Genomic DNA, 23,070 nt, shown 5'->3' on the forward strand with positions numbered 1-23,070 from the left:
CAACTAAAACCAAACATCTTATGCAAGCTGTTGAAATCCGTAAAAACCGATTCATTGGCGCGGGCCACCCGGCCTACATCATTGCCGAAATCGGCATCAACCACAACGGCTCGCTCGACCTGGCCAAGCAGCTCATTTCCGAAGCCGCCAAGGCCGGCTGCGACGCCGTGAAGTTCCAGAAGCGCACGCCCGAGCTGTGCGTGCCCAAAGACCAGTGGGAAAAGCAGCGCGACACCCCCTGGGGCCGCATGAGCTACATCGACTACAAGCGCAAAACCGAGTTCGGCCAGGCCGAATACACGGCCATCGACGACTACTGCCGTGCTCTGGGCATCGACTGGTTTGCCTCGTGCTGGGACGAGCCATCGGTGGATTTTATGGAGCAATTCGCGCCGGTGATGTACAAAATGGCCTCGGCCTCCCTCACCGACAAGCCCCTGCTCGACCGCGTGCGCGCCACCGGCCGCCCGCTGATGCTGAGCACCGGCATGAGCACCTTGGATGAAATCAACCAGGCCGTGAAATGGGTGGGTCTGGATAAGCTCATGATTGCGCACTCCACCTCCTCTTACCCCTGCCCGCCGGCCGAGCTGAACCTACGTATGGTGCCCGTGCTGCAAGGCATGTTCCCCGGCACGCCCATCGGCTACTCGGGCCACGAAACCGGCTTGGCTACCACGGTAGCGGCCGTGACGTTGGGCGCCTCCTTCGTGGAGCGCCACTTCACGCTGGACCGCGCCATGTGGGGTTCCGACCACGCTGCTTCGGTGGAGCCCGGCGGCATGGCCAAGCTCGTGCGCGACATCCGCGACGTGGAAGAAGGCCTCGGCGATGGCGTGAAGCGCGTATACGACTCCGAGTTGGAGCCCCGCGCCCGCCTGCGCCGCGAGCTGACGCCGAACCAGAAGTAGGGTGTTTGGGTTGAACCGAAAGGAATACCTGAACGAATAAAGGACGTCATGCAGAGCGCAGCGAAGCCTCTTTACCGCAGTCATTAATCCTTTCGATTGGATTGCGTTGCGCGGTAAAGATGCTTCGCTGCGCTCTGCATGACGTGCTTTTAATCTCAACATCTGCCCCCACACCATGCCCAAAGTCGAATTCATCACCACGGCCATACTGCTGATTTGGGTGGCCATCGTGATTACGCTGGAGCGCATTATTCCATACCGCAAGGGCCTGCCATTTTTCCGCGAGGGCTTCTGGACTGATTTGGTGCTCTATACCTTCGTGCAGAGCTACGCGCTGAAAATCATCATTTTCGACTACATCATTCAGCCGCTCGACCAGCACTTTGGGTTCTCGAAGCTGCATTTTGTGACGGGCTGGCCGATTTGGGTGCAGGTGCTGTTTTTCGTGGTGACGCACGACTTTTACATCTACTGGTTTCACCGGTTTCAGCACAGTAGCCCGCTGTTCTGGCGCACCCACGAGGCGCACCATTCGGGCAAGCAGGTGGACTGGCTGGCGGGCTCCCGCTCGCACGCACTCGAAATCATCATCAACCAAACCATTGAGTTTGCGCCCATTATCCTGCTTGGGGCCGACCCCATGGTGGTGCCCATCAAGGCCTGCATCGACGCCGTGTGGGGCATTTGGATTCACTGCAACATCGACGTGCGCTCGGGTCGCCTGCAATACTTCATCAACGGTCCCGAGATGCATCTCTGGCACCACGCCGACCACGAGGAAGTGTTCTACGCCAATTTCTCCACCAAATTTGCCTTCTGGGACTGGATTTTCGGCACCGCCTACCGCCCCGACCACAAGCCCCTGAAATGGGGCCTTCCCTACGCCTTCCCGAAGGATTATTTCAGCCAGCACGTCTTTTCCGTGGCCCGCTTCGATGAGGCGGAGCTGGCCAAACGCTCCCGGCTGTTCCGCGCCTACCACGGCATCCGCGGGCGCCTGCTCACCAAGCTCACCGACCGTGTGCCGGCCCTGAAGCCGCTGCACGGCTGGCCCGTGCCCGAGCCCTACACCGAAACCATCCCGGCGCAACGGCCGGGCGGTAATTTTGGCGCCACCCCAGTTGCCGAAACCGCTTCCTCCCCTTCCGCCGCTCTTTCCCGCTAACCTTGCTCAATCCCTGGTTTTCCCTGTTTTTAGCCTCTTTCATGGAGGTTTGCTGGACGTATAGCCTCAAAGCGCTGAGCATGCAGCGCATCAAGGAAATAGCCTGGGTGCACAGCCTGGGGCAGCCGGGGCTGCTGCTGCCGGTGCTGCCGCTGCTGGCCTACGTGGGTTTCGGGCTGGCCAACGTATATTTTCTGTCGCTGGCCATGCGCGATATTCCCACCGCCACCGCCTACTCGGCCTGGATGGCGCTGGCCGTGGTGGGCATCAAGCTGGTCGATGCGCTTTACCTGAAGCAGCCCTTTTCGTGGCAGAGTGTGTTCTTCACCAGCCTGATTATCATTGGCGTACTGGGCTTGCGCCGGGTAGAATAAAGCGGTTGCCACAGGCCGGAACCGGCGTTCTGGCATTAAAACTGGAAGTAGATAAAGGGCTGAATTTCGGCTGATTTCACCTGAATCACCAGCCAGATGACGAGGGTGAGCAGCACCGCCTGCTCCACCACCGAGCGGCGGGCCAGGGCCGTTTCGAGCCGTAGGGTGAGGCCGTCGGGGATGAAATGCAGCAGGTAGCCCAGCGCCACCAGCGCAAATACAGGCCGGAAGGCGGCCAGCACCTGCCCCAGCAAATCGGGCCGCAGGCTGTGCGTGATTTGGTGGATGACTTGCAGGGCCACTTCGAAGGTGCCGGCCCGGAAAAATATCCAGCAGAAGCACACAAAATGGAAGGTAATGAACCAGCCCAGCAGCTTGATGAGCCAGCCATTGCCCGGCCGAACTACCTTTTGGAATAGCTTATCGACCGCTAGTGCGGCACCGTGTAGCGCGCCCCAGGCCACAAACGTGAGCGAAGCGCCGTGCCAGAGGCCACCGAGCAGCATGGTCAGAAACAGGTTGATGTATTGCCGGACCACGCCTTTGCGGTTGCCGCCTAGCGGGATGTAGAGGTAGTCGCGCAGCCACGACGAGAGCGAAATGTGCCAGCGCCGCCAGAACTCGGTGATGCTCGTGCTTTGGTAGGGCGAGAGGAAGTTGGGCGGCAGCCGGTAGCCCAGCAGCAGCGCAATGCCGATGGCAATGTCGGAATAGCCCGAAAAGTCGCAGTAAATCTGCAGCGCATAGCCGTACACGCCTAGCAGGTTTTCGATTCCACTGAACAACGTGGGGTTGCCGAAAATGCGCTCCACGTAGTTCAGGCTGATGTAGTCGGAAATGACGGCTTTCTTGAACAGGCCCGCCGCGATGAGCAGCACGGCCCGGCCCATGTCTTCGCGCGAGATGAATGGCGGCTTGGCGATTTGCGGAATGAAATCCGACGCCCGCACAATGGGCCCGGCCACCAGCTGCGGGAAAAACGTGACGAAAAACGCGAAGTCCCAGATGTTGCGCAGGGCCTTGATTTGCCCGCGGTACACGTCGATGGTGTAGCTCAGCGTCTGGAAGGTGTAGAACGAGATGCCCACCGGCAGCAGCACGTGCAGCACCGGCACCGGCTGCCCGGTGAGGGCTTGGTAGCCGCTCAGGAAAAAATTGGTGTACTTGAAGTAGAACAGCATGCCCAGGTTCACCAACAAGCTGAGCGTGAGCAGCAATTTGCGCCGGCCGGGACTGTCGGAATCGGCAATCCAGCGGGCGAAGTTGTATTCTACTATCGTCGAAAACACGAGCAGTAGGAAGTAGAGCCCGCTCGACTTGTAGTAGAAAAACAGCGAAAAGGCCGTGACGTAGAGCAGCCGCGCCCGGTGCCGGTTGCGCAGCAATTGGTAGCCGGCCAGAAACGCCAGAAACAGCAGCAGAAAGAAGCCCGTGTTGAATATCAGCGGGCTTTTGGGGTGATACCGGAACTGGTCGAGCAGCCGGTCGAGGTCGATATTATCGGGGCGGAGGTAGCGAAAATCCATCCTGAAGCGCGAGGTAAAGCAAAAGGCCCTGCAGTTCGTAGCCTTTGGTGGTGAAATGAACGAGGTCGGGCTGGGCCAGCCCGTGCGTCTGCCAGGCGCGCATGGAGCCGTAGCCGCCTTGCACGACGGCAAAATCCCAGTAAGCCAAGTCGTGGGCAGTGCAGTAGGCCTGTAGCACCGTGCGCAGGCGCGCCAAATCGGGGTTGCGGTGGCGGCGGGCGCGGTAGGAATCGGCTGGGGCCGTAAGCAGCACATCGGCCTGGGGGCTGCCGCGGCGCAGGCGGCTCACCAGCGTATCGAGCTGCTGGGCGAAGCGCTGAGGGTCGAATCCAGCATCGTACGCATCGTTGGTGCCGAGAGATACGATAAGCAAATCGGGCTGGAGCAGGGGCAGCTGCGCGAAAAACTGCGGGGCGCGGTTGTAGTGGCGCACGGCCGCTCCGTTTACGCCAATGGCGTGGTACACCAGCCCGGCCCGGCCGTTATCGAGCAGGAGGCCGTAGAGCCGCGCACTGATTTGGCGGGAGCTACGGCGCACGGTGCGCAGCTCCACAAAATCGCGCAGCGAATCGAAAACCACCGCCGATGACAGGCCCGGTCCGGCGCCCGGCACAGTGGCCAGCAGGCGGCCCCGAGCGTCGTGCACCTGCCAATCGAGGGCCGTAGCGCCGGGCGCACGTAGCAGCGTGAGCCGGCTGAAACGGTAGTCGGGCCAGCGCCGGGCAGGGATACGCAGCGTGAAAGCCGCGCCCGTGTCGGTCGTGGCCAGGCTGATGCCGCTCAGGCCGATGGGCAGCGTGCTATCGGGCGCGGCCAGCACGCGGCGGGCGCGCCAGCGCCCGGCCGTCGGCGCGGTGCGAAACGTGGCCGAGCCACCCGTCTTCGCCACGCCAAAGGGGAACGCTAGGCCGCGCCCCGCGTTGCCGTAGGTGCGCTGCAACTCGCGCCGCACCCGTCCCGAAAACTCGTCGGCCTGCAGGTGCGAGTCGCCGATGTGCACCACGCTCACCCGCTCGCCCGGCAGCTCGTTGGGATACACCGGCAGTTGGGCCAGCCGCCGGTAGAAGTGCTGCAAGCCGCGCTGAGCATTCTCGATGTGATTGGCCGATGTGCGCAGAAACGGATAGGCCGCCCGCAGGCTGTCGAGCCGCCCCAGCGCCTGCGCGCACACCGGCCGGCCGCTTCCCAGCAGCAGCCAAACCACGAACAGGTGAAGGCAATACTTCAAATTAACTTCTGTAAATCAAATATCTATCAACATTAACCACACTAGCGGGCCTGGGCACGGGCGGTACTGTCGGGCCGCGCGGTTGGGGTCGGACTGGGGCGGGCGTACTCGCCCATCAGGTAGGTGTAGAGCAGGCGGGCCATGCGCTGCCCACCCAAGGAGTTGATGTGGGTGTAGTCGTTGCGGGCCAGCGGCGGGGCCTGTTCCACCCAGTTCGTCATGGAATTCTGGCCGCCCATGGCCGCAAACAGGTTCCAGAACGCCACGTGGGTGCGGCGTGCCAGGCGCTGCTGCGCCGCCAGCAGCAGCGGCACGGTGGGGTCGGTCACAAATTCGCCGTCGACGCGCGCGCTTTTGTCGCTCATGCCCACGATGAGGATGCTGGCGTGCGGAAAAGCCCGCTGCATGCGGTCGACCACCCGGGTCATGGCTTGCTCGTAGAAGCGGTAGTCGGTGAGGCCGGTTTGGGCCACGTTCACGCCGTAGTGCAGAATGACAAGTTGATAATCAAGCATTTTACCGAAAGCGGCCAGTTGCTCGAACGGAATGCGATTGAGCGACATGCCGCCGTTGCCGCGAAAGGAAAAGTTGTCCAGCGTCACGCCCTGCGCGCCTTCGAAGCTGACGCCGTACACCGGGCGCGGGCCGTGGGTGGCGAAGGCCAACCGCAGCCGCCGGGCCGGCACGCCGGGCTTGAGCACCAATTCGTTGAGCGCGGCCGTGCCCGGGAGGGCGTGGGACACGAGGCGTCCGTCGGTGGTGGCCAGCACCTGGTCGCGCGCGCCGCCGGGCCCGTAAAACAGTCGGGCCTGGGCGAAGCGCCGCAGCGGCGCGAAGCGTTGCCCCGCCCGAAAATCAACCCAGCTGGTATCGGACACAATGTGCGTGCTGTCGTAATTCGAGATGACGCGGGGCAGAAACACCTGCCCCGCAATGCCCAGCGGCGCCGTGCCCGGCCGCTGGTCCGACACCATATTCAGCTCATACCAATCGGGCGAAAAGGTCTGGTGGATGGTTTCGCGAAAGTCGGCCGACACTGAGTTGATGGGCACAAACCCTACGCCAGTGCCCCCAAACTGGGTTTGGAGCAGGTTGCGAAGGTCGCCGGTGAGCAGGTCGCCCTCAATCATCGAATCGCCGAAGTAGGCAATGCGGGTTTTGCTGCCCGTGGCTTTGGTTTGGCGCAGGGCGGCCACGAAGCGGTCGAGGCCCGGCAGGTTGGCTAGGGCCGGCGGTTGGGGCGCGGCGGGCGCCGCCGTGGGTGCCGCAACGGTATCCGGGGTGGCGCGTGGGCCGGTGCCGGGGGCGGCTGGGACGGCCGGGCCATTGGGCGGCGGGGGCGCCAGCGCGGCCACGGCGCCGGGAGTGGGCCGCCACACGTCGGCTAGCAGCCGCACCGGGCGCAGCTTCACGCCGCTCACTTCAAGGCCCGGTTTCAACAACGAAAGCAGGCCCAGAAAGCCCACCGTAAGCAAAACCAGCAAAAACGGGTTCTGCGAGCGCAAAGAATTCATACAATAGTGCCAGGGCCTGCAAACTTAAGGCGCCGGCCGCCAACCGATTGTCTGGGCTTCGACCTGGATAACGTTTGAGTTATACCCGCAACGCCGCCGCAACCAGCCGGCGCGTGGCGAAGTGGCACCGATGGTACGCTAGGCCAATTGGCTTAGCCAGGCGGCGGCTTCGGGCTCGTCGGCAAACCGGCGGTAGGTCAGGGCGTTGGCCGTGGCCTCGTTGGCCATTTCGTCGGCGGGGATGCGGGCCAGCACTTCGGCGGGCAGCAGCACGGCGCCGTAAAAATCCTGCATCCGGGTGCTGGGCATGCTCAGCCAGCAGTCGGTCACCCAGCTCGATTCCGGGGGCGTAAATGGCGTCATACGCCGGTGGTCGGCCACTACTTTGTGCCACTGACGGAGGGCCAGCAGCTGCTTGGCGTACCCGAGCAGCGTTTGCAGGTCGGCAAACTGGCGCGGGCCGGGGGTGTAGCGAATGATGACGTAACTACCCGCCGGCTGTTCGAGGACCTGCCCGGCGGCATTCTGAAAGTGTACGCGAGGTGTACCAAGGGCCATAGCGGAGGCAAAGGTAGCCCGAGGCGGCGGCAAAACAGCTTCGAACAAGCCTAGCGCCGCTCCCAGCGCAGGTTGAATTCTTGCTTGCTGCAGTAAGTATGCAGGCGCGAAACGGGGTTAATAATCACGATTTCACTGGGTTGCTCGTCGGTGGCTTCGGTGGCGCGTATCTCCAGCTCATACTCCTGCCCGTTGCGGAAGCCGGCAAAGCCGTCCATGCCCCGAAACACATATTTCTTTTTCTGAAATTCCATGCCGCAAAATTAAGCGGCCGGGCGCGATGGCCGTGGTACCCATTGAAAAAGGGCGCTTACCGGTGGGTAAGCGCCCTTTGGACGTGGTGCGGAAGGCCGCGGCGTTACGCGTTTTTCTTGGGCCGGCCAGGCTTTTTGGCGGGCGCGGCGCCCTCGGTTTCCGGCCGGGGGGTGCGGGGCTTGCGCGTGCGGGGCGTCGATACGTAGTCGTCGGCCAGCGCGGCTTCCATTTCTCCCAGAGCGGCTTGCAGGGCCCCCAACGTGGTGGTGACCTTGCGCAGGGCGCGTTTCAAATCGGCTTTAACCGCGTCAGCTTGTTGCGCCGTTTCTACGACTTTTTGGAATTCATCAAAGTTTAAGGCCATGTGCAGCAAATGGTGAAGTACGGCCAAAGATAGAAAGAGGCGCAGATACTCATCGCAACGGCCCGCCTGCCTTGGTGCCAGGCCGGGCCACGGCCGGAACCAGGACGGCGACGGCCGTGTATAAGGAGGCAATTCGCTATTTTTGATACCATGGAAGTCACGAATCACACCCTCGCCGAAGCCACCACCACGGCGCCTTTCATTGATTATGCCGTGTGCGTCGACGACGGCAACCGCCCCGCCAAGCACGTAGGCGACTGGCCCACAGAGGGTCAGGTATATGCCGTGCGCGTGACGGAAGGCAAGGCCGAAGGCTCGGACCTGGTGCACGTGCTCGGTTTCCAGGGCGAAGCCCCTTACTTCAACGCCTTTGCCCCGCACCGCTTCGAAATCATTGAGCGCGTGTGGCTGAATTAGCCCGCCGGTTTCTTTTTGGCAAAAGCCCCAGTTGCGTCCAGCAGCTGGGGCTTTTTTGTTTGGCGACTGCAAACATTTGAAGGACACAGCATTACGCATAAAAAAAGCCCCGCCGGCCAGGCGGGGCTTTTGTTTTGGCAGCCGCGCGTTAGTGCACCACCAGCAGCTTGCGTACCACCACGCCCCTTTCTGTTTGCAGCTGCAATGTGTAAAGGCCCGCCGCCTGGGAGCCCAGGTCGAGGGCGCGGGACGTAGCCGGGCTGCCCGCGGGGACTTGCAGCACCACGCGGCCGGTCATGTCGGTCACGGTGAAGGGCGCGGCCAACAGGGCGGGTTCGGAGCTATTGAGCACGAACCGCCCGTCAGCGCTGGGGTTGGGGGCCACGCTCACGGGCGCTTCCGGCAAGCCGGCCCGGGTGGCGGTGGGCGTGGCAAAGGCCACGTCGTCGACGAGCAGCACGGTGCCCGGCAGGGGGTTCTGCCCCCCGGCGGAATAGAACTCGATGTGCACGGAGTCGGGGGTGGCGGCCGACAGGTAGGTCAGGGGCACGGTGGCCAGGGTGTAGGTGGCCGCCGGGGCTAATGGCAGGAAGGCCAGGACAATGTCGGTCGATACCCCGCCCGTGGTACGGGTGAGCGAAACCGATACGCCGGGCCGGTCGGTGGCGGCGCCGGGCCCGGTCAGCTTGTAGTAGAACTGCATCTGGGTGGGCCGGCTGGTGTAGGGCACCCCGCTGTAGAGGCTGCCGAAATCGATGTAGCGGCTGCCCAGCGCCATCGCGCCCGGAACCGTGGCCCCCAGCAGCGCGAAGGTTTTGGTTTCGAGCCGGGCGGCGTAGCTGCCGCCGTGCGCGTCGGTGCTTTTGGTGACGGTACTGGAGCTGACGGGCAGCGCAACCCCCACCACGGCGCTGAGCACATCGTCGAAGGTTTGCCAGTTGGCCGGGGCCTCCACGCCGGCCGCCACGGCGGTGGTGCGGTTGCTCCAGGTTTCAAAATCGAGGTTGGCGATGGTCTGGGCCCGGGCCGGCGCCAGCGCAAAAGGCAATGCGGCCGCAAGGGCAAAGCGGAAAAGTGCTTTCATTTGGAAGTATGGATAAGTGATGGATTAACAACCAGATGCCTGAGGGACGTCTGGGGTTGCCTAGCGTCTGCGCATGTAGCAAAAACTGGGGCGACCACCGCGCTGGGCTGCCGCATCATCCACGACCGGGGGGCGCCGGCAAGGCCTCCTGTTGCGCCCTCACCTGCGCCGAGCTGGCCTTGGGCCACGCCCCACACCGGAACAGTCGGAGGCAATGCCTGTTAATACCTCGTCGATTCATTCTGCGTGTCGCTAATCAATTATCCCAACTTGCCCGGTTTTCGCTCTTTTGTTATGCCGTTAAGCTCCTCTGATTCCGTCGCTTTTTCCGTGCTGGACCTGGCGCCCATTGCCGCCGGCACCACGCCCGCCGATACCTTTCGCCACAGCCTGGACCTGGCCCAACAGGCTGAGCAGCTGGGCTACACCCGCTTCTGGCTCTCGGAACACCACAACATGGCCAGCGTGGCCAGCTCGGCCCCGGTGGTGCTCATTGGCTACATCGCCGGGGGCACCACCACGCTGCGCGTGGGTTCGGGTGGCATCATGCTGCCTAACCACGCCCCGCTGGTGGTAGCCGAGCAACTGGGCACGCTGGCCACGCTCTACCCCGGCCGCATCGACCTGGGACTGGGCCGTGCGCCCGGCTCCGACCAGGTGACGGCCCAGGCCATCCGGGGCGGCCGCTTCGGGACCGTGCAGGATTTCCCGCGCGACATTCAGCAGCTGCAAACCTATTTTTCTGCCGATAACAGCACCAGTAACGTGCGCGCCATTCCCGGCGAAGGGCTCGATATTCCGATTTGGGTGCTGGGCTCCAGCACTGACAGCGCCTACCTGGCCGCTGCTTTGGGCCTGCCCTACGCCTTCGCCAGTCACTTTGCCCCGGCGCAGCTCTTCGCCGCGCTCGACATCTACCGCCAGAATTTCCGCCCCTCGGCGGCGCTGGCCGCGCCCTACGTAATGGCCTGCGTGAACGTGGTGGCCGCCGATACCGACGCGGAAGCGCAGTGGCTGGCCACGTCCCTCAAGCAATTCATGCTGGGCGTCATCAAGGGCAAGCCCGCCCAGCTCCCGCCCCCCGTCGAGTCGATGGCCCCGTTCTGGGAACCGGCCCAGCAATACGCCGTCGAGCAAATGCTGGCCTACTCGTTTATTGGCGGGCCGGCCACGCTGCAGAAAGGCTTGCAGCGGTTTATTGAGCAAACGCAAGTCAACGAAATCATGGCCGTGACCAACGTTTTCGCGCACGAGGCCCGGGTGCATTCCTACCGGGTGCTGGCCGATGTGCTGCGGCGCATCCCGCGGCCCAGCAGTACCGAGCCGGTGCTTTCCTGATTGTTGACGGTGGGCCCTACCAGCCTGACCGCCGCCTGGTTATCTTCGCGGGCATGACCCCAGCCACCGCTCCCGCGCCCTTGGGCGAACTCAACGTTGCCCTGCACCTGGATGCGCTCTACTTGCTTGGCGACGCGGTGGCGGTGTTCAATGAGATAGGCGTCCGCCTGCTGCCCGGCTTTTCGGCCGATATGTCCTTCAATTACCGCACGGGCCAATGGGTTTTGAGCGACCCCGAGCATGTGGAGCTGAATGGGTTCACGCCGGAAACCGCCGCCGCCCAATTTGCGGAGTTTGTCGGCGAGCCGTTGCGGGCCATTCTGGGTGGGTACGCCCGCCGAGCATACCACGCGCTTGAGCCCCGGCACCTGGGCTTCGTGCGGGGCGTGCTGGCGCAGCTCCTGCCCGGGCCGTTGCCGCTCGTGCCCGAACCCCGCCCGCCCCTGCTGGACCTCGGGGCGGTGTTGCAGGCCTACGGCAGCTCCCTGCAAGCCGGCCCGGGCCCGGCCCGTCTGGTGTTCGGGGCGCCCGCAGTTCCCGCCGCGCGGCCCGCCGATTGGCAGCTGGTGATGGTCGCCGTGACGTTTTTTGTGGCGGGGTTGAACCTGACGCCCTGGCTCCTGCACGTGGCCGCCTGCGACCCGGCCAACGAAATGGCCCAGCTCCTGGGGGCCATGGCGCGCGGCGACCTGCGGGAACCGGCGTGGGGCGGCGTTCTGGCTTCGCTCTCCGGGGCGCACCGGCGGCGCGAAAAGCGCCTTGCGCAGCTGGCCCGCCAGCCCGCGCCGCTGGCCCAGTTGCTCGGGCTCCTGGCGGGGGTCTACGCGCGCGCCGAAACGCCCGGCCAACCGTACACGGAGCTGCCCGTTTTCCGGCTGCTGCGCGCGGCCCTGGCCCAGTTGCCCCGCGACGATGCGTCCGCGCTCTACGAATTTACCCTGGCCGGCATCCTGGACGGCCTGGATGCACTGGCGCAGCAGGCTGACGCGCAGGGCCAGACCGTGGCTTCTCTGACCTTTGCGCAGCTCACCCAAATCGGGCTGCAGCTGCTTTTGGAACGCGTGGCTCCCCCGCTCACCGAATCCTGGTTTTCGCGGGTGGAAGCAAGGGAAAACGCCTATAGCTGGCGCTCGCTCTCGCCCGACGGCGCGTTGGACCACCAGACCGTGTGGCAATTTGCCAACTACGCGGGCTCGGCGGCCTTCGCCGTCCGGCAGCACGTGGCGCAACTGGCGCCGCTGTTTGAGCAGAGCACCATCACCAACCACCTCTGGACCGCCGTCTGGCGCGTGCTCCGGCAAGTGCGCACGGCCCTGCGACTGTGCGAGGCCGTCGGCCGGCGGTCAGCCCCAAGCTCTGCCGCCCCCGAAGACCCCAAGAGCCTGGCCTTGATGCTGCAGCACCTGCTGGCCCATCACCAGCAGCTCCTGAAGGCCGTGGCGGCCATGATTGAGCGCAGCTTGCAAACGGAACCGCGAAGCACACACTGGGCCCCGCTCATCCGGTCGAACAAAAAAACCGGGCAGGAGTCGCCGCTTATGCAAGAGCTGTTGGCGTGCATGGCGGTGCACGGCACGCTGGCGTCGTACGGGTATGGTCCGGAAGCCAGCCAAAGCTTGGGCAAGCTAATCGCCACGCTGCCTTAATTAATTGGTCTTCAAGTGCCCAAGCATCCTTTGCTCCCACGGGTCCCTTTTGTTCGTATGTAAGGCATGCCTGTTCCCGAACTCGTGCTCGCGCCCACCGGTCGTCGGTTAACTTTTTCAGCCCATCCGGGCGAGCGTGCCCACATTTTCCGGCGCGTGGGCGGGGCTGCCGGCCCCTGGCACCGGGTGGCCGTCAACGCCCGCTGCCCCTTCCTCGACGAGGACGTGCTGGCTCCCGGCACGGCGGTGGAGTACTACGTGCACGTGCAGTCCGACGCCGCTGCGGAGGGGTCGCTTCAGAACCGCAGCCACTTGCTGAGCATTACCACCTGATGCGGTTCAGCCCGCCCGCCTCGTATCGTCCGAACAGTATTAAGGCGGGCGGAGGGCGGTTGCACTTTGCACAGCCGCTCCTAAACGTACCCGAAGCGGGGAATCGAAGCCTTTTTCACGCAGACCGAACAAGCGACATGACTGCTACAAGAAAGCCCCTGCGCTGGGCGAAAAGAACCCGCGCCAGCGTCGGCTTCAAGCCGGCCACCCAGGCGCTGTTTCCCTACAACCGCAAGCATTACCAACGCTTTCTAATCGGCGACGCCGGTTCTCAGACGCCTTGGTATGGTGTTTCTTTTCAATTAGCCAGCGAAGCGCACGCCATCAGCCGGGGGATAGACTTCGGGTTGACCAAGTTCATCGCCCACTACGAGACGTTGTTCAGCCAGGTGGTTTCAGCCTTCGACGACGGGTCGGACTGGGTAATCACGCACGATAAGTACGACGAGGCGTGGTGGCCGAATACGCAGAAAACCTTGTCCGCGCTACGCACCCTGTTTGCCCAGCACCAGGTGGCCAATGAATTTAGAGGGGCTTTGCTGTTGAAAAAGCAGGCGGTGTTCACTTTTGTCCGGGAACTTCTTTCCTATCCCACTGGCGTATTTAAAAGGGAAGGGTCCTTTTACAGCGATATTGATGTATCGCACAGCCACCTACCCTTTATCATCAAGATATCCAGCCATTTGAACGTGGACTTCCTGAGCACCCAGCCAGCGCTTTTGCAGGAGATAGTGCAGGCGCATCGCTCGCCCGTTTTCACCATCAAAGCCTACCGCGGCACGTCGTTGTAAACGGGTGCCTACGATTTTACCAGGCTATTGAGGTAGTCCTCCAGATGGGTGTAGCCGCTGGCCCCGATGCCGTTGCGGTCGGTTTCGTCGTGCGGGTTCAGGTGGTGCGCGGTTTCCCAACTGTCGGGCAGGCCGTCGTGGTCGCTGTCGGCGGGCGCGGGGCCGGAGGGGTAGGCGGGCCAGCCGCCCACGTCGGCCTGCGAGTCGATGATGCCTTGGTGCAGGCCGTAGGTGGCGCTGCCGCCGGGGCTGCTGCCGCTGGCCGTGCCGGTAAGTGTTTCACGCACCACGCGGGCATCGAGGGCGTCGCGCAGGGGCACCGTGGCCCCCGCCCCGGCCAGCACCGCCCGGTAGGCCACCTCCGCCGGCTGGGTGGTGACGGGGGCGAGTTGAGGCGTTTCGGCCGCTTGCCTGAAACGGGCAGTGTTGGCGGCCGTGGCCGGGTAGTAGTGCAGGCGAATGCCGCGCCAGTTGTCGGCCGTCACCGCCGGGTAGCCCGCGTCGTAGTTGCCCGCCGCATACACCGTGGCCACGGGCCGCTCGGGCTGCGTGGCGTCGTAGGCCTGGGTGATGTCGAAGATGATGGCCGCCCGCGTGGCCGGGGTGGCCGGCCCGCCTTTGTAGTAATTGTTGACCAGGTTCAGCTGGCCCCGGCCGCCGGGGATGACCACCTCGTTGCCGTAGGCGGCGTACATGTCGCCCCAGTTGTAAATCACGTTGTTGCGGTAGTCCACCACCGCCGTGGTGTCGTGGGCGCGCGCACCGTTGAAGCGGATGGCGCGGCTGTGGTGGTGGGCAATCAGGTTGTGATGGTAGGTGGCGTACTGCCCGCCCCACACGCCGGCGTAGCCGTGGTCGCCCTTGCCGTTGAAGGACGAGTTGAGGCTTTCGCTGACCAGGCACCACTGCACGGTGGAGTTCCGGTTGTCGTAAAAGGTCGCCGTTTCCTCAATAGACCAGCTGAATGAGCAATGGTCCACGATGAAGTTGCGGCAGTTTTCCATGTTGAGGCCGTACACGCCCGAGGTGTTGGCCCCCGACGTATTGCCGGGCCGGGAGCGCAGGTAGCGCACAATCAGGTTGGTGCCGTGCAGCTTGAGGGAGTAGTTCTTCAGGCAGATGCCGGCGCCGGGGGCCGTCTGGCCGGCAATGGTGACGTTGGAGCGGCTGGGCTTGAGGGCCGACTGCAACTCAATGAGTCCACCCACCCGAAACACAATGGTGATGGGCTGGCCGGGGTATTGGGTAAACGCATCGCGCAAACTGCCCGGTCCGGCATCGGCAAGAGTCGTTACTTCGACCACCTGGCCACCCCGGCCGCCGGTGGCCAGGCGGCCAAAGCCCTCGGCCCCGGGAAAGGCAACCAGCTGCGCCTGAACTGGTTGATTAGCCACCAAGCCCAGCAGCAGGCCGAGGGGCAGAATGAGCGCACGAAGTCGGGAACGAGACATACAACAAAACAAAGCAGAGGGCAGGTTGGCAGTGGCACCCACCTCCCCCAATGCACCGGCAAGTTCCTCGGGAAGCCCGTCGGTAATCTGTAGCATGTTAGCCCTTTTCTGCCGGTAGCTAACTACTTCCGGGGGCAGGGCTCCCGGGCTCCCACAACTCCCCGGCTTCATCGCCGTAGGGGGTGTTCCTGGCTACACTGGGTCCCCCTCCTATGACCCACGCGTTTCCGTACCTGAACCTGTACCTCCACCCGGGCCCCTCCCCCAGCCTGGAAACCCACTGGCTGGGCTTTGCCACCGGGGCGGAGTTTCGCGCAGGCGTTCGGAAAGCCGTGGAACTGGCCCGCCAGCACCACGTCACGGGTTGGATTGCCGACGACCGGCTGCTCGGGGCCGTACACCCGCGCGACCTGCAGTGGTGCTTCGAGGAGGTGCTGCTGGCCTTGGGCGGGCTGGGTGTGCGCCGCTTCGCCCTGCTCGAATCGCAGGATGCGCTCAACCGCCGCACCATCGACGGCATGTACCAACGGGTACAGTCCGTGGTCGACTTCGAAATCCGCCGCTTCACCGACCTGGAACTGGCCCGGGCCTGGGCCGGCGGCGCAGAATAAGCCCGTACCTTCACCGCTATGCAAGAACTCAAAACCTCGTTGGGCCGCACCTACCTGACCGTCGACACTGACGCCGGCAACCAATGGATTGCCGTCAACTGGCAGGGCTACCTCACGGCCGACAGCATCCAGGAAGGGGCCCGCGCCTACACAGCCGCCCTGGCCAAGTCGGGCTTTGCCTGCGTGCTCAACGACACGCGCGCCGTGCGCGGGCCCTGGGACCACTCCATGGACTGGGTCATCAACGTATGGGCGCCCAACGCCGCCGCCGCCGGCCTGAAGTACTTCGCCCTGATTTCGACGCCCGAAACCCTGGCCGACGGCTCGGCCGCCAACTTCTACGCGCAGCTCAAGGCCTTCGATGCCGACGTGTTCAGCACCACGGAAGAAGCCGAGCAGTGGCTGCGCCGCTGCCAGCAGCGGGCGTAGTTCTTGCCGGCCGGCCGTATTAACGACGCCCCGACCAATTGGCCGGGGCTTTTTCGTGGGCTTTTTTCTTCACTGATAACCCGGAAAGGCCTACACTCCGCGGGAATTCAGGACTGCAGCGCCCCCACGTACTGAAAGGTATTGACGAGCACGCTCGTGGGCAGGGCCTGGGAGCGAACGAGGGCCAGTGCGCACGGGGCGGCGCTGTCTGAGAAAAAGCGTTTGCCCCGGCCCAGCAAGACCGGGTAGACCAGCAGCACCACCTCGTCGGCCAGGCCCTGGGCCAGCAGCGCGGACGTCAGCGTGGAACTGCCCCAGACGAGCAGGTCTGGGCCCTCGGTGGCCTTGAGCGCGCGGATACTCGCCAGCACGTCCGGCCCCAGGTCTGCGGACGGGCCCCAGGCGAGGCCCTGCGGCCGGTGGGTGGCCACGTACTTCGTGGCCGCGTTCAGTTGGCGGGCCATCGGGCTGTCCCCGGCCTGCGGCCAGTACTGGGCCCAGAGGTCGTAGGTGCGGCGGCCCAGCAGCAAATCAAAGGCGCTGCCCTGCGCTTCCAGCACGGCCGCCAGCCCGGCCGGCGAACGGTAGGGAGCCGTCCAGTCGCCGTGCGCGAAGCCGTCGCTGTTGTCGTGCTGGATGACGCCGTCGAGGGAGACGTGGGCCATGATTCGAATCGTTCGCATGTGGGGTGCCGGTTAGGGAGGGGTGGCGCAAAGGTCTGCCACCGGAAGCATTGGGAGCAGGGCCAATCGCGGCAAATGAATGGGCCGTATGCGTCCATTTGCGGGTGGTATGCCGCCCGGCGAAGATGCGCGGGTATTTGTTGGCTGTTCCGCCCCCTTCTTCGTGCGGTCCTTGCAGAGTGGCCTGGGGTAGCAAACAGCCCCGCGTTCGTGCCGGCCCGTGCCCGTCTTAACTATTTGATAACCCACCTCCGGCAACCTTGCCAACGGACGGGAGTACAACCCTCCCTTAGCTGCCCGTGTCATGAAATTCAGCACCCTCCGCACGCACCTCGACTCCTTCCGCACGCGCCAGGCGCGGGTGGTTTATATCCTCATGGGCGGGGCCGCCGCGGCCGGGCTGGTGTGGGCCCTGTGGGAGCACCACCTGCTGGGCGTGTAGCCCCGCGGGGTGGGGTTGCCGCTTAATTAAGGCTTAATTAAAACTGGTTGAGAAAACGCTCAATCTTATTGAGGGCTTCTTCCCGGGTGGCGGCCCGCTCGATGAGGTAGGCGTCGTTGTGCCTGACCAGCGCAATCGTGCCTTCCGCCGCCGGGGCCACCACCGCCACCCCCTCGGCCAGCGCCGCGGCCACCGGGGCCGGAAACCAGGCATCCAGTGCGGCCTTGGCGGCGTGCAGGGCTTGTTCGGCCTGGGCTTTTGCCTGCCGCTGGGGTTCGTAGGCGGCTAATTGGTCTTTGAAGGCCGCCACGGAGTTCGGGGTGATGTACCCGTCTTCGGGTTGGTAGCCGGGTTCGGGCGGGTGCAGCTCGCGCAAGCGGGTGTCCTCGGCGGCGGCGGCCTCAAACGTGGCGACAAGTAATTCGAAGGCGGACTCGGGGGCGGTCATACGGGACGCGGAAAAGGGAACCCGAAGGTAGCGCTCGTGCTGGACGTTTCGAATCCATGAGCTGCCCCAGCGCCTCGCCCCGCCGGGTGGGGTAGTTGAGTACGTCCGCAATGGCGGTGAGCAAGCAGGGGTAAGGTGTTTCGTGCGAAACAAGGCAGCAAAAAGCCCCGCGGGGTGGGCAGGGCTTTTTGGGGAGCAGTTGTTTCGCGCGGCCGGTTAGCGCACCTGGCCGTCGTGCTTCTGCCGGTGAATAGCGCGGCTGTCGCGGTTCTCGGTGCGGCGCAGCTGGTGGCGCTCCTGTGGGGTCACCACCCCATCGGCTTTCACGGCCCGCTTCTCGGCCTGCAAATTGGCCTCGCGGCCCTGCAACCGGGCGGTTTCGCGGGCGTTGAGCTGGCCCGTGGCGACCCCACGGTTGATGCGGGCTTCCTGCCGGGCTTGGCGGGCATTCACGCCGGGGGTGCGGGTCTGGGCGTGGGAAACGGTCAGGTGGGTGGTTGCGAGCAGGGCAACAGCGACGGAAAACAGGCGAGTGTTCATAAAAAATCAGGGCGGATAAAAAGAATGAATTAAAAACTAAGGCTTCATTTGCGAGGCCATTTCGATTGGTTGGAGCCCACGTTTTGCCCAGGGTTTAATGCTTCCTTTTTGCACGGCCTGGCAACTGCCTGCGTGCCGGCACGACAGGGCCGAGCAGCACCAAGGCCACCCGGCTGCTTCGGGTGCCAGGGAAAAGGAAAAGCCCCGCCGGGTGGGGCAGGGCGGCTCTCCTGTTGTTCTTCGTTTTTCGTTCGGGGCGGGCGGGTAGCTGGGATTTGGGGGAGCTTGCTACCGTAGCTGCATCAGCCAGGCGGCAGCCGTTGTTTCGTCCTTGAAAAGGCGGTAAGTCAGGGCCGCCGACTGCAGCGTCTCGCGCATCATGTTGGTGGCCAAGCGGGCGAAGACGTCATCGGCCAGCACCACGGCGGCGTGCAGGCCCCCGGCCGGCTGGTTGGCCGGGTCGAGCCAGAAGGTCGTAACCCAGGCGGTTTCCTCTTCGGTGAAGGGAACCATGCGGTGCTGGTCGGCCAGGACGCGGTGCCAGCGGTTGCGGCGCAGCAACTGGCTGGTGTGGGTGAGCAGGGCCTGAAAATCAGGCAGGGCCCGCTTGCCGGGGTGGTACTGGAAGACGATGTAGCCGGCGGGATGTTCGAGGAGGCGGCCGGCGGCATTCTGAAAGTAAACCGGTAGGCCCGCAAACGGCAGCGGGAATGAGGGAGTGGGTTGCATGGGCAAAAGGTACACCAGGGCCCCTGAAGCGCCCATGAAGCGGCACTTCTTCCCCCATTCCGGCCCGTGCAGGGCTTGCGGACTGCCTTGGGGTGGGCGGCGTAGCTCGTTCCTCCTCCTCCTCTGCCAACGGCCCCGGGTGCGCCCCACTGCAAAGCCGCCGCCACGTGATGCTACCGCTGGGCGGCGGCGCCGGTTTGCAGCAGGCAGAGGCCGGCGGTTTCGAACACCGTGGCGCCGGTCGGGCACGTCCGCACCAGCCGGCCCTGGGCATCAAACCGCTGCGGCGCGACGGGCAGGCCGGCGGCTGGCCAGGCTGAAAAAATACCAGAGCCATCAAAAAGCCCCGGCCGATTGGTCGGGGCTTTTCCGTGTTAAGAAATATTGCCTTGCAACGTCTCCCAATAGCCTCCAGCGCCATCTCAACCATTAAAGCTCGTCATTGCGTTGTATTTTTTGTTGCCCAAAAACAAAATCCCTCCCCGCAATGCGCAGGGAGGGTTTTCGTGGGCCCAACTGGTGTCAGCCTTTTGATAGCTCATACGGTTCAGCGGTAAGAGACCCGCCGAATCAATACCCCGCCCCCGCCTTGGCTTGGCACGTCCTGGTGTACGATACCGGCCAAAGTGGGTGCATTTTTTTCCGTTGCACCCACTGCACCCAGCACCCTCTCCCAGGCCTTGAGCAGCGCCGGGCCGTAGCGTTCGAGGGCATCGTGTCCATAAACACCGGCGTGGCCCAGCGCCTTCTCCTTCAGGTTGGAATCCCCGCCCGACCCGAGCATGACCAGGTCGGCGCCGGTGTGGCGGGCCGTGTGGGTAGTAATGACTTTATGGAGAGGCAGCACCTCTTCGGTGGCCTCGCCACGCACGTACTGCACCCGCACGAAGGACCGGGTGAGCTGGGCCACGCGGGCCAGCTGCTTCATGCGGCGGTTCCGCTCCTGCTGGCTGGGCACGGGCGGGCGCCCCGCCCACCCGTGCCAGATGGCGGCCGCGGCGGGCGGGAGCGGCACGCGCACCTCGTCACCGGTTTTGGCCTGGTGAAACGTGAGCACCGGCGTGGCCGGATAGCCCGGCAAATCGACGGGGGCGACGTGGTGGGGGCGCAGGGCCCGCAGGTCGGAGTCGCGCAGCAGGAGCAGCGTTTGGAACGTGAACAGGGCCGCTTCCTCGCGCAACTCGTCATCGGTCAATTCCAGGGCCATGAGCGCGCGCAGCTCGGCCTGCTGCAGGGCGGGGGCCCGCCCGTAGCGGGTTTTGATTTTCAGCCAAGCGGGCAACACCTTGCCGCCCAGCCGGAAGCACTCGCGCAGGAATTTGATGTGCTTGCTCACGGTGCTGTCGACCAGGCCCAACGCGGCCAGGTAGGCCAGGTAGTCGAGCAAGTCCTTGCGGGTGAGGGCCAGCACCGGCCAGGCCGGGTGGTAGGCTTCGAGGTGGCCCACCACTTGCTTGTAGCGGCGGGCGCTGTTGTAGGTCTGGCCGGGGTTTTCGGCCTGCCACAGCGCGTAAAAGTCGCGGGGTGTGGTGGCCGTGGGCGCCTCGGCCGCGGCGCGCTTGCCGGCGGGCTTCTTGCCGAGGGCCACGCGGGCGGCGGCCACGAGTTCCGTTTCGGTCACGGGCCGGCTCTCGGCCGAGGCCAGCGTGAAGACCGTGTTGACGGCGGTTTCCACTTTGGCCAGTTCGTTGTTGAGGCGCGTGGCGTCGGGGTCCTTGCGCATGACCACCAGCCGGGCCTCGGGGCTGAAGTGGGCCGGCAAGCAACTCACGCCGGTGGCCAGCTTGGCCCGCTGGCCGTCCCAGGCTACGTCAAGCACCACGCGGCAGCGGCCGTCGGCATCGGGGCGGGACAGGACCTGGCGGTAGGTGAGCTTCATGCCAGCGAAGATAGGAATGGCGCGGTGAGGGTGTTCGAACCTTTCGATAATGCAAGGTCGACAGGTGTCATGGCTTGCTGGTCAGCTGCTCGGAGGAGCCAACCCTTATCCCAGCCGCAACACCCCTGCCCGAGCATCTGACGTTGAGCAATCCCATCAGCCCCACCATCGACGGGGCACAGCCCGGCAATTACCTGCTCTTAAAGCTACAGTAACGGGTAAATGAAGACTTTAACTAATTATATGTTAAAGTTCTGGCATTAATTGAGTTACCACTGTCTATAAAAATAAAAGCCCCAGCTTTGGGGCTGGAGCTTTTTGTTGTAACTATTTGTATTATCGCTGCAACAACACGCTACGCTTGACTACTTGACCGCCGTTGTGCATCACCACATGGTAAAGCCCATCAGGTAAGTTGGAGGTCATAATACGCAATGTTCCACTGAATGCTTTAGCGGACCCAACATTGTTGCCGTGATTATCAAAAAGGCTTGCTTCCATTTCCTCCGGCGCGGTAGTTTTCACCACCTGTTTCGAGTTGGGTGGTAAGGCCGATTTGGTCAAGGTATTGCGCACTTCAAGGTAGTTGTCTGCAACTCCAATCGTTGGGTTAAAGGCTGTCCGGTAAGGTGAGTAAGGGTCACAGTAAGTGCTGCCATCAGGGTTCGTCCAGGGAATGAGAGTACGGGGCGCCTCTGGCAGGAATTGCCCGGTTGGGCAGTCAATTGTAGTCACTGTATAGTCAACTTCATCAAGTCCCACACCGGCGTCTACATAAGGGACTTGCGTCGTGAATGATAACGGGGTCTTTGGGTTGCCATTAAAATAGTTGGTGACTGTCCAATAGTAGGGCGGAAATAGATTCTGGCCGATTACGTTGATGCGCACCGTATTACCGGGGCAGAGCTTTTGTGCCCCATTTAAATCAAGGTCTGTGTCAATTGAGCCCGTACCTAGTGTGGTAACTAACTTGGTGACTGTCGGCTGGGTGGGCAGATTTATAAATGTAGCCGTGATGTACCCTTGCCCAGGTGTTGCCGAGGCCGCACTGGTCGTAAATGTCGGACCAGTCCAATTCTGCACGGTAAAGTAGCCAGTTGGTGATGTCGTCCAAACCACGGTTTGTGATGGGTCGGCCGTGTACGTATTGCTAAAGCTAGGGCAGATGACATCAGGGCCAATAATCTTTGGGCATGCACCGCTTACCGTGACCGTGACGGTTGATGTAGATGTGCTTCCATCAGGCAGTGATACAGTTAACGTGTAAGTGGTCGTTTTCTTAGGACGAACATCTAATTGAAAAGATGTGTAACTAACTGTTAAGGGCATGCCGGGGGCAGACCAAGCGTATTTAGCTCCCGGAACAGGGCACCCCTCCCCTAGGGTTACTAGTTCTGAGCATGATACAGACGAAGAGTTTCCAGCTGTGGGAATTTTATACAGTTCTACTTCGTCGATGTGATAACGGGCTCTACCAACTGAAGAAGTGGAAAGGTCAAAATTACCAATAGTCACATACCATGGCTGTGGGGAATCAGGCAATGCGGGTGATGAGGGCGTTGGTATAGTAATTTTTCCATTCACTTTCGTCCAACTGGAATTAGGTAACACGCCAAGACTCTGCATAGTAGTGCCTGGAGAGTTAGAAAAATTACGTAGCCCCCCAGTAGCAGTGGACAGGCACATGCCTAGGCGTGTCGCAATGCCAGCCGGTACGTGATAAGCTTGAAAACTTGCGTAGTACTCCCCCCTGGTTAACATCAGTGGCGCAGTCGGTGAGATAAGGTCAAAAGTATAACCACTCCCGCTCGGTGAACTGCCATTTGAGGCAGTAATGATACTAATTGCACCGTTGTTCAAGGCCGAATTATTATTCAATGGAGGAAACCCCGGGCCAAGGTATTGGTATGGATTTGTTGTTGTGATGAGAGCACTGTTAGAATTGGGATTGGTTAGGCCGCTAGGCGCGTTGGTTGCGAAATAGGTTGGCTTTCCGTTGGTAATGCCATTGCCATCACCACTGAATGACCACCCGGCAACTTCGTCGTGAGCGGAAAAAGTAGAGCGCACATTATCTGGGAATCCGGACAGTGCTCCCCCATTTTGATTTTGCTGCTCAAAAGAAGGATTGGGAATAAGATTACACGGATTAATAGCTTGCCCAACGGCTCGGTCTGGTTGCAGTGTGCCTAAGACAAAGAGCAACAGGAAATGGAGCGGAGCCATATAAAAGGCTTCGCGAAGTGTACTAGTTCTCATGATTAAGTGGTTGAAAGGGTAAAAGGATTACCAAATCACCTTCTTATCGTTTCTCATTACAAGGAAAAAACTGGGCTTATTGCGACTAGGATTTA

General features: G+C 62.8%; 25 protein-coding genes. 11 read left to right on the forward strand and 14 right to left on the reverse strand.

Annotation, left to right across the window (positions count from 1 at the left end):
* Positions 1 to 20 precede the first annotated feature (20 nt).
* The 3 genes from Q4S41_RS07040 (at position 21) to Q4S41_RS07050 (ending at position 2,450) form a co-directional block, all read left to right on the forward strand.
* On the forward strand, positions 21 to 911 hold the full coding sequence (locus tag Q4S41_RS07040) for an N-acetylneuraminate synthase family protein (RefSeq protein ID WP_305030394.1): 891 nt from the start codon (positions 21 to 23) through the stop codon (positions 909 to 911).
* Between the two features lie 175 nt (positions 912 to 1,086).
* Entirely contained in the window at positions 1,087 to 2,076 is a 990-nt protein-coding gene (locus Q4S41_RS07045) for a sterol desaturase family protein (protein ID WP_305030395.1), read from the forward strand.
* Between the two features lie 41 nt (positions 2,077 to 2,117).
* A complete protein-coding gene (locus tag Q4S41_RS07050; protein ID WP_369811259.1) occupies positions 2,118 to 2,450 on the forward strand; it encodes a DMT family transporter in 333 nt (110 codons plus the stop codon).
* 35 nt (positions 2,451 to 2,485) lie between these two features.
* Here Q4S41_RS07050 and Q4S41_RS07055 read toward each other — a convergent pair whose 3' ends face one another.
* The 6 genes from Q4S41_RS07055 to Q4S41_RS07080 form a co-directional block, all read right to left on the reverse strand.
* A complete protein-coding gene (locus Q4S41_RS07055) occupies positions 2,486 to 3,976 on the reverse strand; it encodes an MBOAT family O-acyltransferase (RefSeq protein WP_305030397.1) in 1,491 nt (496 codons plus the stop codon).
* Positions 3,948 to 5,204: a GDSL-type esterase/lipase family protein gene (locus Q4S41_RS07060; RefSeq protein ID WP_305030398.1), complete on the reverse strand. Its 1,257-nt coding sequence runs from the start codon at positions 5,202 to 5,204 to the stop codon at positions 3,948 to 3,950. Before Q4S41_RS07060 ends, Q4S41_RS07055 begins: the two co-directional genes overlap by 29 nt.
* Positions 5,205 to 5,245: 41 nt before the next feature.
* A complete protein-coding gene (locus Q4S41_RS07065) occupies positions 5,246 to 6,718 on the reverse strand; it encodes a GDSL-type esterase/lipase family protein (RefSeq protein WP_305030399.1) in 1,473 nt (490 codons plus the stop codon).
* 138 nt (positions 6,719 to 6,856) lie between these two features.
* Positions 6,857 to 7,276: a hypothetical protein gene (locus tag Q4S41_RS07070; RefSeq protein WP_305030400.1), complete on the reverse strand. Its 420-nt coding sequence runs from the start codon at positions 7,274 to 7,276 to the stop codon at positions 6,857 to 6,859.
* A gap of 50 nt (positions 7,277 to 7,326) precedes the next feature.
* Complete coding sequence (locus tag Q4S41_RS07075) at positions 7,327 to 7,530, reverse strand: hypothetical protein (protein WP_305030401.1); 204 nt, start codon at positions 7,528 to 7,530, stop codon at positions 7,327 to 7,329.
* A gap of 104 nt (positions 7,531 to 7,634) precedes the next feature.
* Complete coding sequence (locus Q4S41_RS07080; RefSeq protein ID WP_305030402.1) at positions 7,635 to 7,895, reverse strand: hypothetical protein; 261 nt, start codon at positions 7,893 to 7,895, stop codon at positions 7,635 to 7,637.
* A 150-nt stretch (positions 7,896 to 8,045) separates the two neighbouring features.
* Here Q4S41_RS07080 and Q4S41_RS07085 point away from each other — a divergent pair, with 150 nt between their 5' ends.
* Complete coding sequence (locus Q4S41_RS07085; protein ID WP_305010230.1) at positions 8,046 to 8,312, forward strand: hypothetical protein; 267 nt, start codon at positions 8,046 to 8,048, stop codon at positions 8,310 to 8,312.
* Positions 8,313 to 8,460: 148 nt separating this feature from the next.
* Here Q4S41_RS07085 and Q4S41_RS07090 read toward each other — a convergent pair whose 3' ends face one another.
* Positions 8,461 to 9,396, reverse strand: a complete 936-nt coding sequence (locus Q4S41_RS07090) for a T9SS type A sorting domain-containing protein (RefSeq protein WP_305030403.1) — start codon at positions 9,394 to 9,396, stop codon at positions 8,461 to 8,463.
* Between the two features lie 294 nt (positions 9,397 to 9,690).
* Between Q4S41_RS07090 and Q4S41_RS07095 the strand changes: the two genes are divergently transcribed.
* The 4 genes from Q4S41_RS07095 to Q4S41_RS07110 all read left to right on the forward strand — a co-directional run bounded on the left by Q4S41_RS07095 (position 9,691) and on the right by Q4S41_RS07110 (position 13,504).
* Positions 9,691 to 10,734 carry an LLM class flavin-dependent oxidoreductase gene (locus Q4S41_RS07095; RefSeq protein ID WP_305030404.1) on the forward strand — a complete coding sequence of 348 codons (1,044 nt, stop codon included), beginning with the start codon at positions 9,691 to 9,693 and terminating at the stop codon, positions 10,732 to 10,734.
* Between the two features lie 53 nt (positions 10,735 to 10,787).
* Positions 10,788 to 12,380, forward strand: a complete 1,593-nt coding sequence (locus Q4S41_RS07100; RefSeq protein WP_305030405.1) for a hypothetical protein — start codon at positions 10,788 to 10,790, stop codon at positions 12,378 to 12,380.
* Between the two features lie 66 nt (positions 12,381 to 12,446).
* Positions 12,447 to 12,713 carry a hypothetical protein gene (locus tag Q4S41_RS07105; protein WP_305030406.1) on the forward strand — a complete coding sequence of 89 codons (267 nt, stop codon included), beginning with the start codon at positions 12,447 to 12,449 and terminating at the stop codon, positions 12,711 to 12,713.
* Between the two features lie 137 nt (positions 12,714 to 12,850).
* Positions 12,851 to 13,504 carry a hypothetical protein gene (locus tag Q4S41_RS07110; protein ID WP_305030407.1) on the forward strand — a complete coding sequence of 218 codons (654 nt, stop codon included), beginning with the start codon at positions 12,851 to 12,853 and terminating at the stop codon, positions 13,502 to 13,504.
* 8 nt (positions 13,505 to 13,512) lie between these two features.
* Here the strand turns inward: Q4S41_RS07110 and Q4S41_RS07115 are convergent, their stop codons facing one another.
* Positions 13,513 to 14,955, reverse strand: a complete 1,443-nt coding sequence (locus Q4S41_RS07115; RefSeq protein WP_305030408.1) for a pectate lyase family protein — start codon at positions 14,953 to 14,955, stop codon at positions 13,513 to 13,515.
* Between the two features lie 212 nt (positions 14,956 to 15,167).
* Here Q4S41_RS07115 and Q4S41_RS07120 point away from each other — a divergent pair, with 212 nt between their 5' ends.
* Positions 15,168 to 15,566 carry a hypothetical protein gene (locus Q4S41_RS07120; RefSeq protein WP_305030409.1) on the forward strand — a complete coding sequence of 133 codons (399 nt, stop codon included), beginning with the start codon at positions 15,168 to 15,170 and terminating at the stop codon, positions 15,564 to 15,566.
* 18 nt (positions 15,567 to 15,584) lie between these two features.
* Positions 15,585 to 15,995 carry an STAS/SEC14 domain-containing protein gene (locus Q4S41_RS07125; RefSeq protein WP_305030410.1) on the forward strand — a complete coding sequence of 137 codons (411 nt, stop codon included), beginning with the start codon at positions 15,585 to 15,587 and terminating at the stop codon, positions 15,993 to 15,995.
* A gap of 107 nt (positions 15,996 to 16,102) precedes the next feature.
* Here Q4S41_RS07125 and Q4S41_RS07130 read toward each other — a convergent pair whose 3' ends face one another.
* The gene (locus Q4S41_RS07130; RefSeq protein ID WP_305030411.1) at positions 16,103 to 16,678 is read right to left on the reverse strand and encodes a dihydrofolate reductase family protein; all 576 of its coding nucleotides are present in this window, start codon (positions 16,676 to 16,678) and stop codon (positions 16,103 to 16,105) included.
* A 304-nt stretch (positions 16,679 to 16,982) separates the two neighbouring features.
* Here Q4S41_RS07130 and Q4S41_RS07135 point away from each other — a divergent pair, with 304 nt between their 5' ends.
* Positions 16,983 to 17,120, forward strand: a complete 138-nt coding sequence (locus tag Q4S41_RS07135; protein ID WP_305030412.1) for a hypothetical protein — start codon at positions 16,983 to 16,985, stop codon at positions 17,118 to 17,120.
* Between the two features lie 37 nt (positions 17,121 to 17,157).
* Here the strand turns inward: Q4S41_RS07135 and Q4S41_RS07140 are convergent, their stop codons facing one another.
* The 5 genes from Q4S41_RS07140 to Q4S41_RS07160 all read right to left on the reverse strand — a co-directional run bounded on the left by Q4S41_RS07140 (position 17,158) and on the right by Q4S41_RS07160 (position 22,942).
* Positions 17,158 to 17,568: a hypothetical protein gene (locus Q4S41_RS07140; protein WP_305030413.1), complete on the reverse strand. Its 411-nt coding sequence runs from the start codon at positions 17,566 to 17,568 to the stop codon at positions 17,158 to 17,160.
* 216 nt (positions 17,569 to 17,784) lie between these two features.
* On the reverse strand, positions 17,785 to 18,108 hold the full coding sequence (locus tag Q4S41_RS07145) for a hypothetical protein (protein ID WP_305030414.1): 324 nt from the start codon (positions 18,106 to 18,108) through the stop codon (positions 17,785 to 17,787).
* A 288-nt stretch (positions 18,109 to 18,396) separates the two neighbouring features.
* On the reverse strand, positions 18,397 to 18,837 hold the full coding sequence (locus Q4S41_RS07150; RefSeq protein ID WP_305030415.1) for a hypothetical protein: 441 nt from the start codon (positions 18,835 to 18,837) through the stop codon (positions 18,397 to 18,399).
* Between the two features lie 547 nt (positions 18,838 to 19,384).
* Positions 19,385 to 20,716, reverse strand: a complete 1,332-nt coding sequence (locus Q4S41_RS07155; protein ID WP_305030416.1) for a hypothetical protein — start codon at positions 20,714 to 20,716, stop codon at positions 19,385 to 19,387.
* 336 nt (positions 20,717 to 21,052) lie between these two features.
* Positions 21,053 to 22,942: a hypothetical protein gene (locus tag Q4S41_RS07160; RefSeq protein ID WP_305030417.1), complete on the reverse strand. Its 1,890-nt coding sequence runs from the start codon at positions 22,940 to 22,942 to the stop codon at positions 21,053 to 21,055.
* Positions 22,943 to 23,070 lie beyond the last annotated feature (128 nt).

The organism is Hymenobacter convexus (genome assembly GCF_030580955.1).
Taxonomy (GTDB): domain Bacteria; phylum Bacteroidota; class Bacteroidia; order Cytophagales; family Hymenobacteraceae; genus Hymenobacter.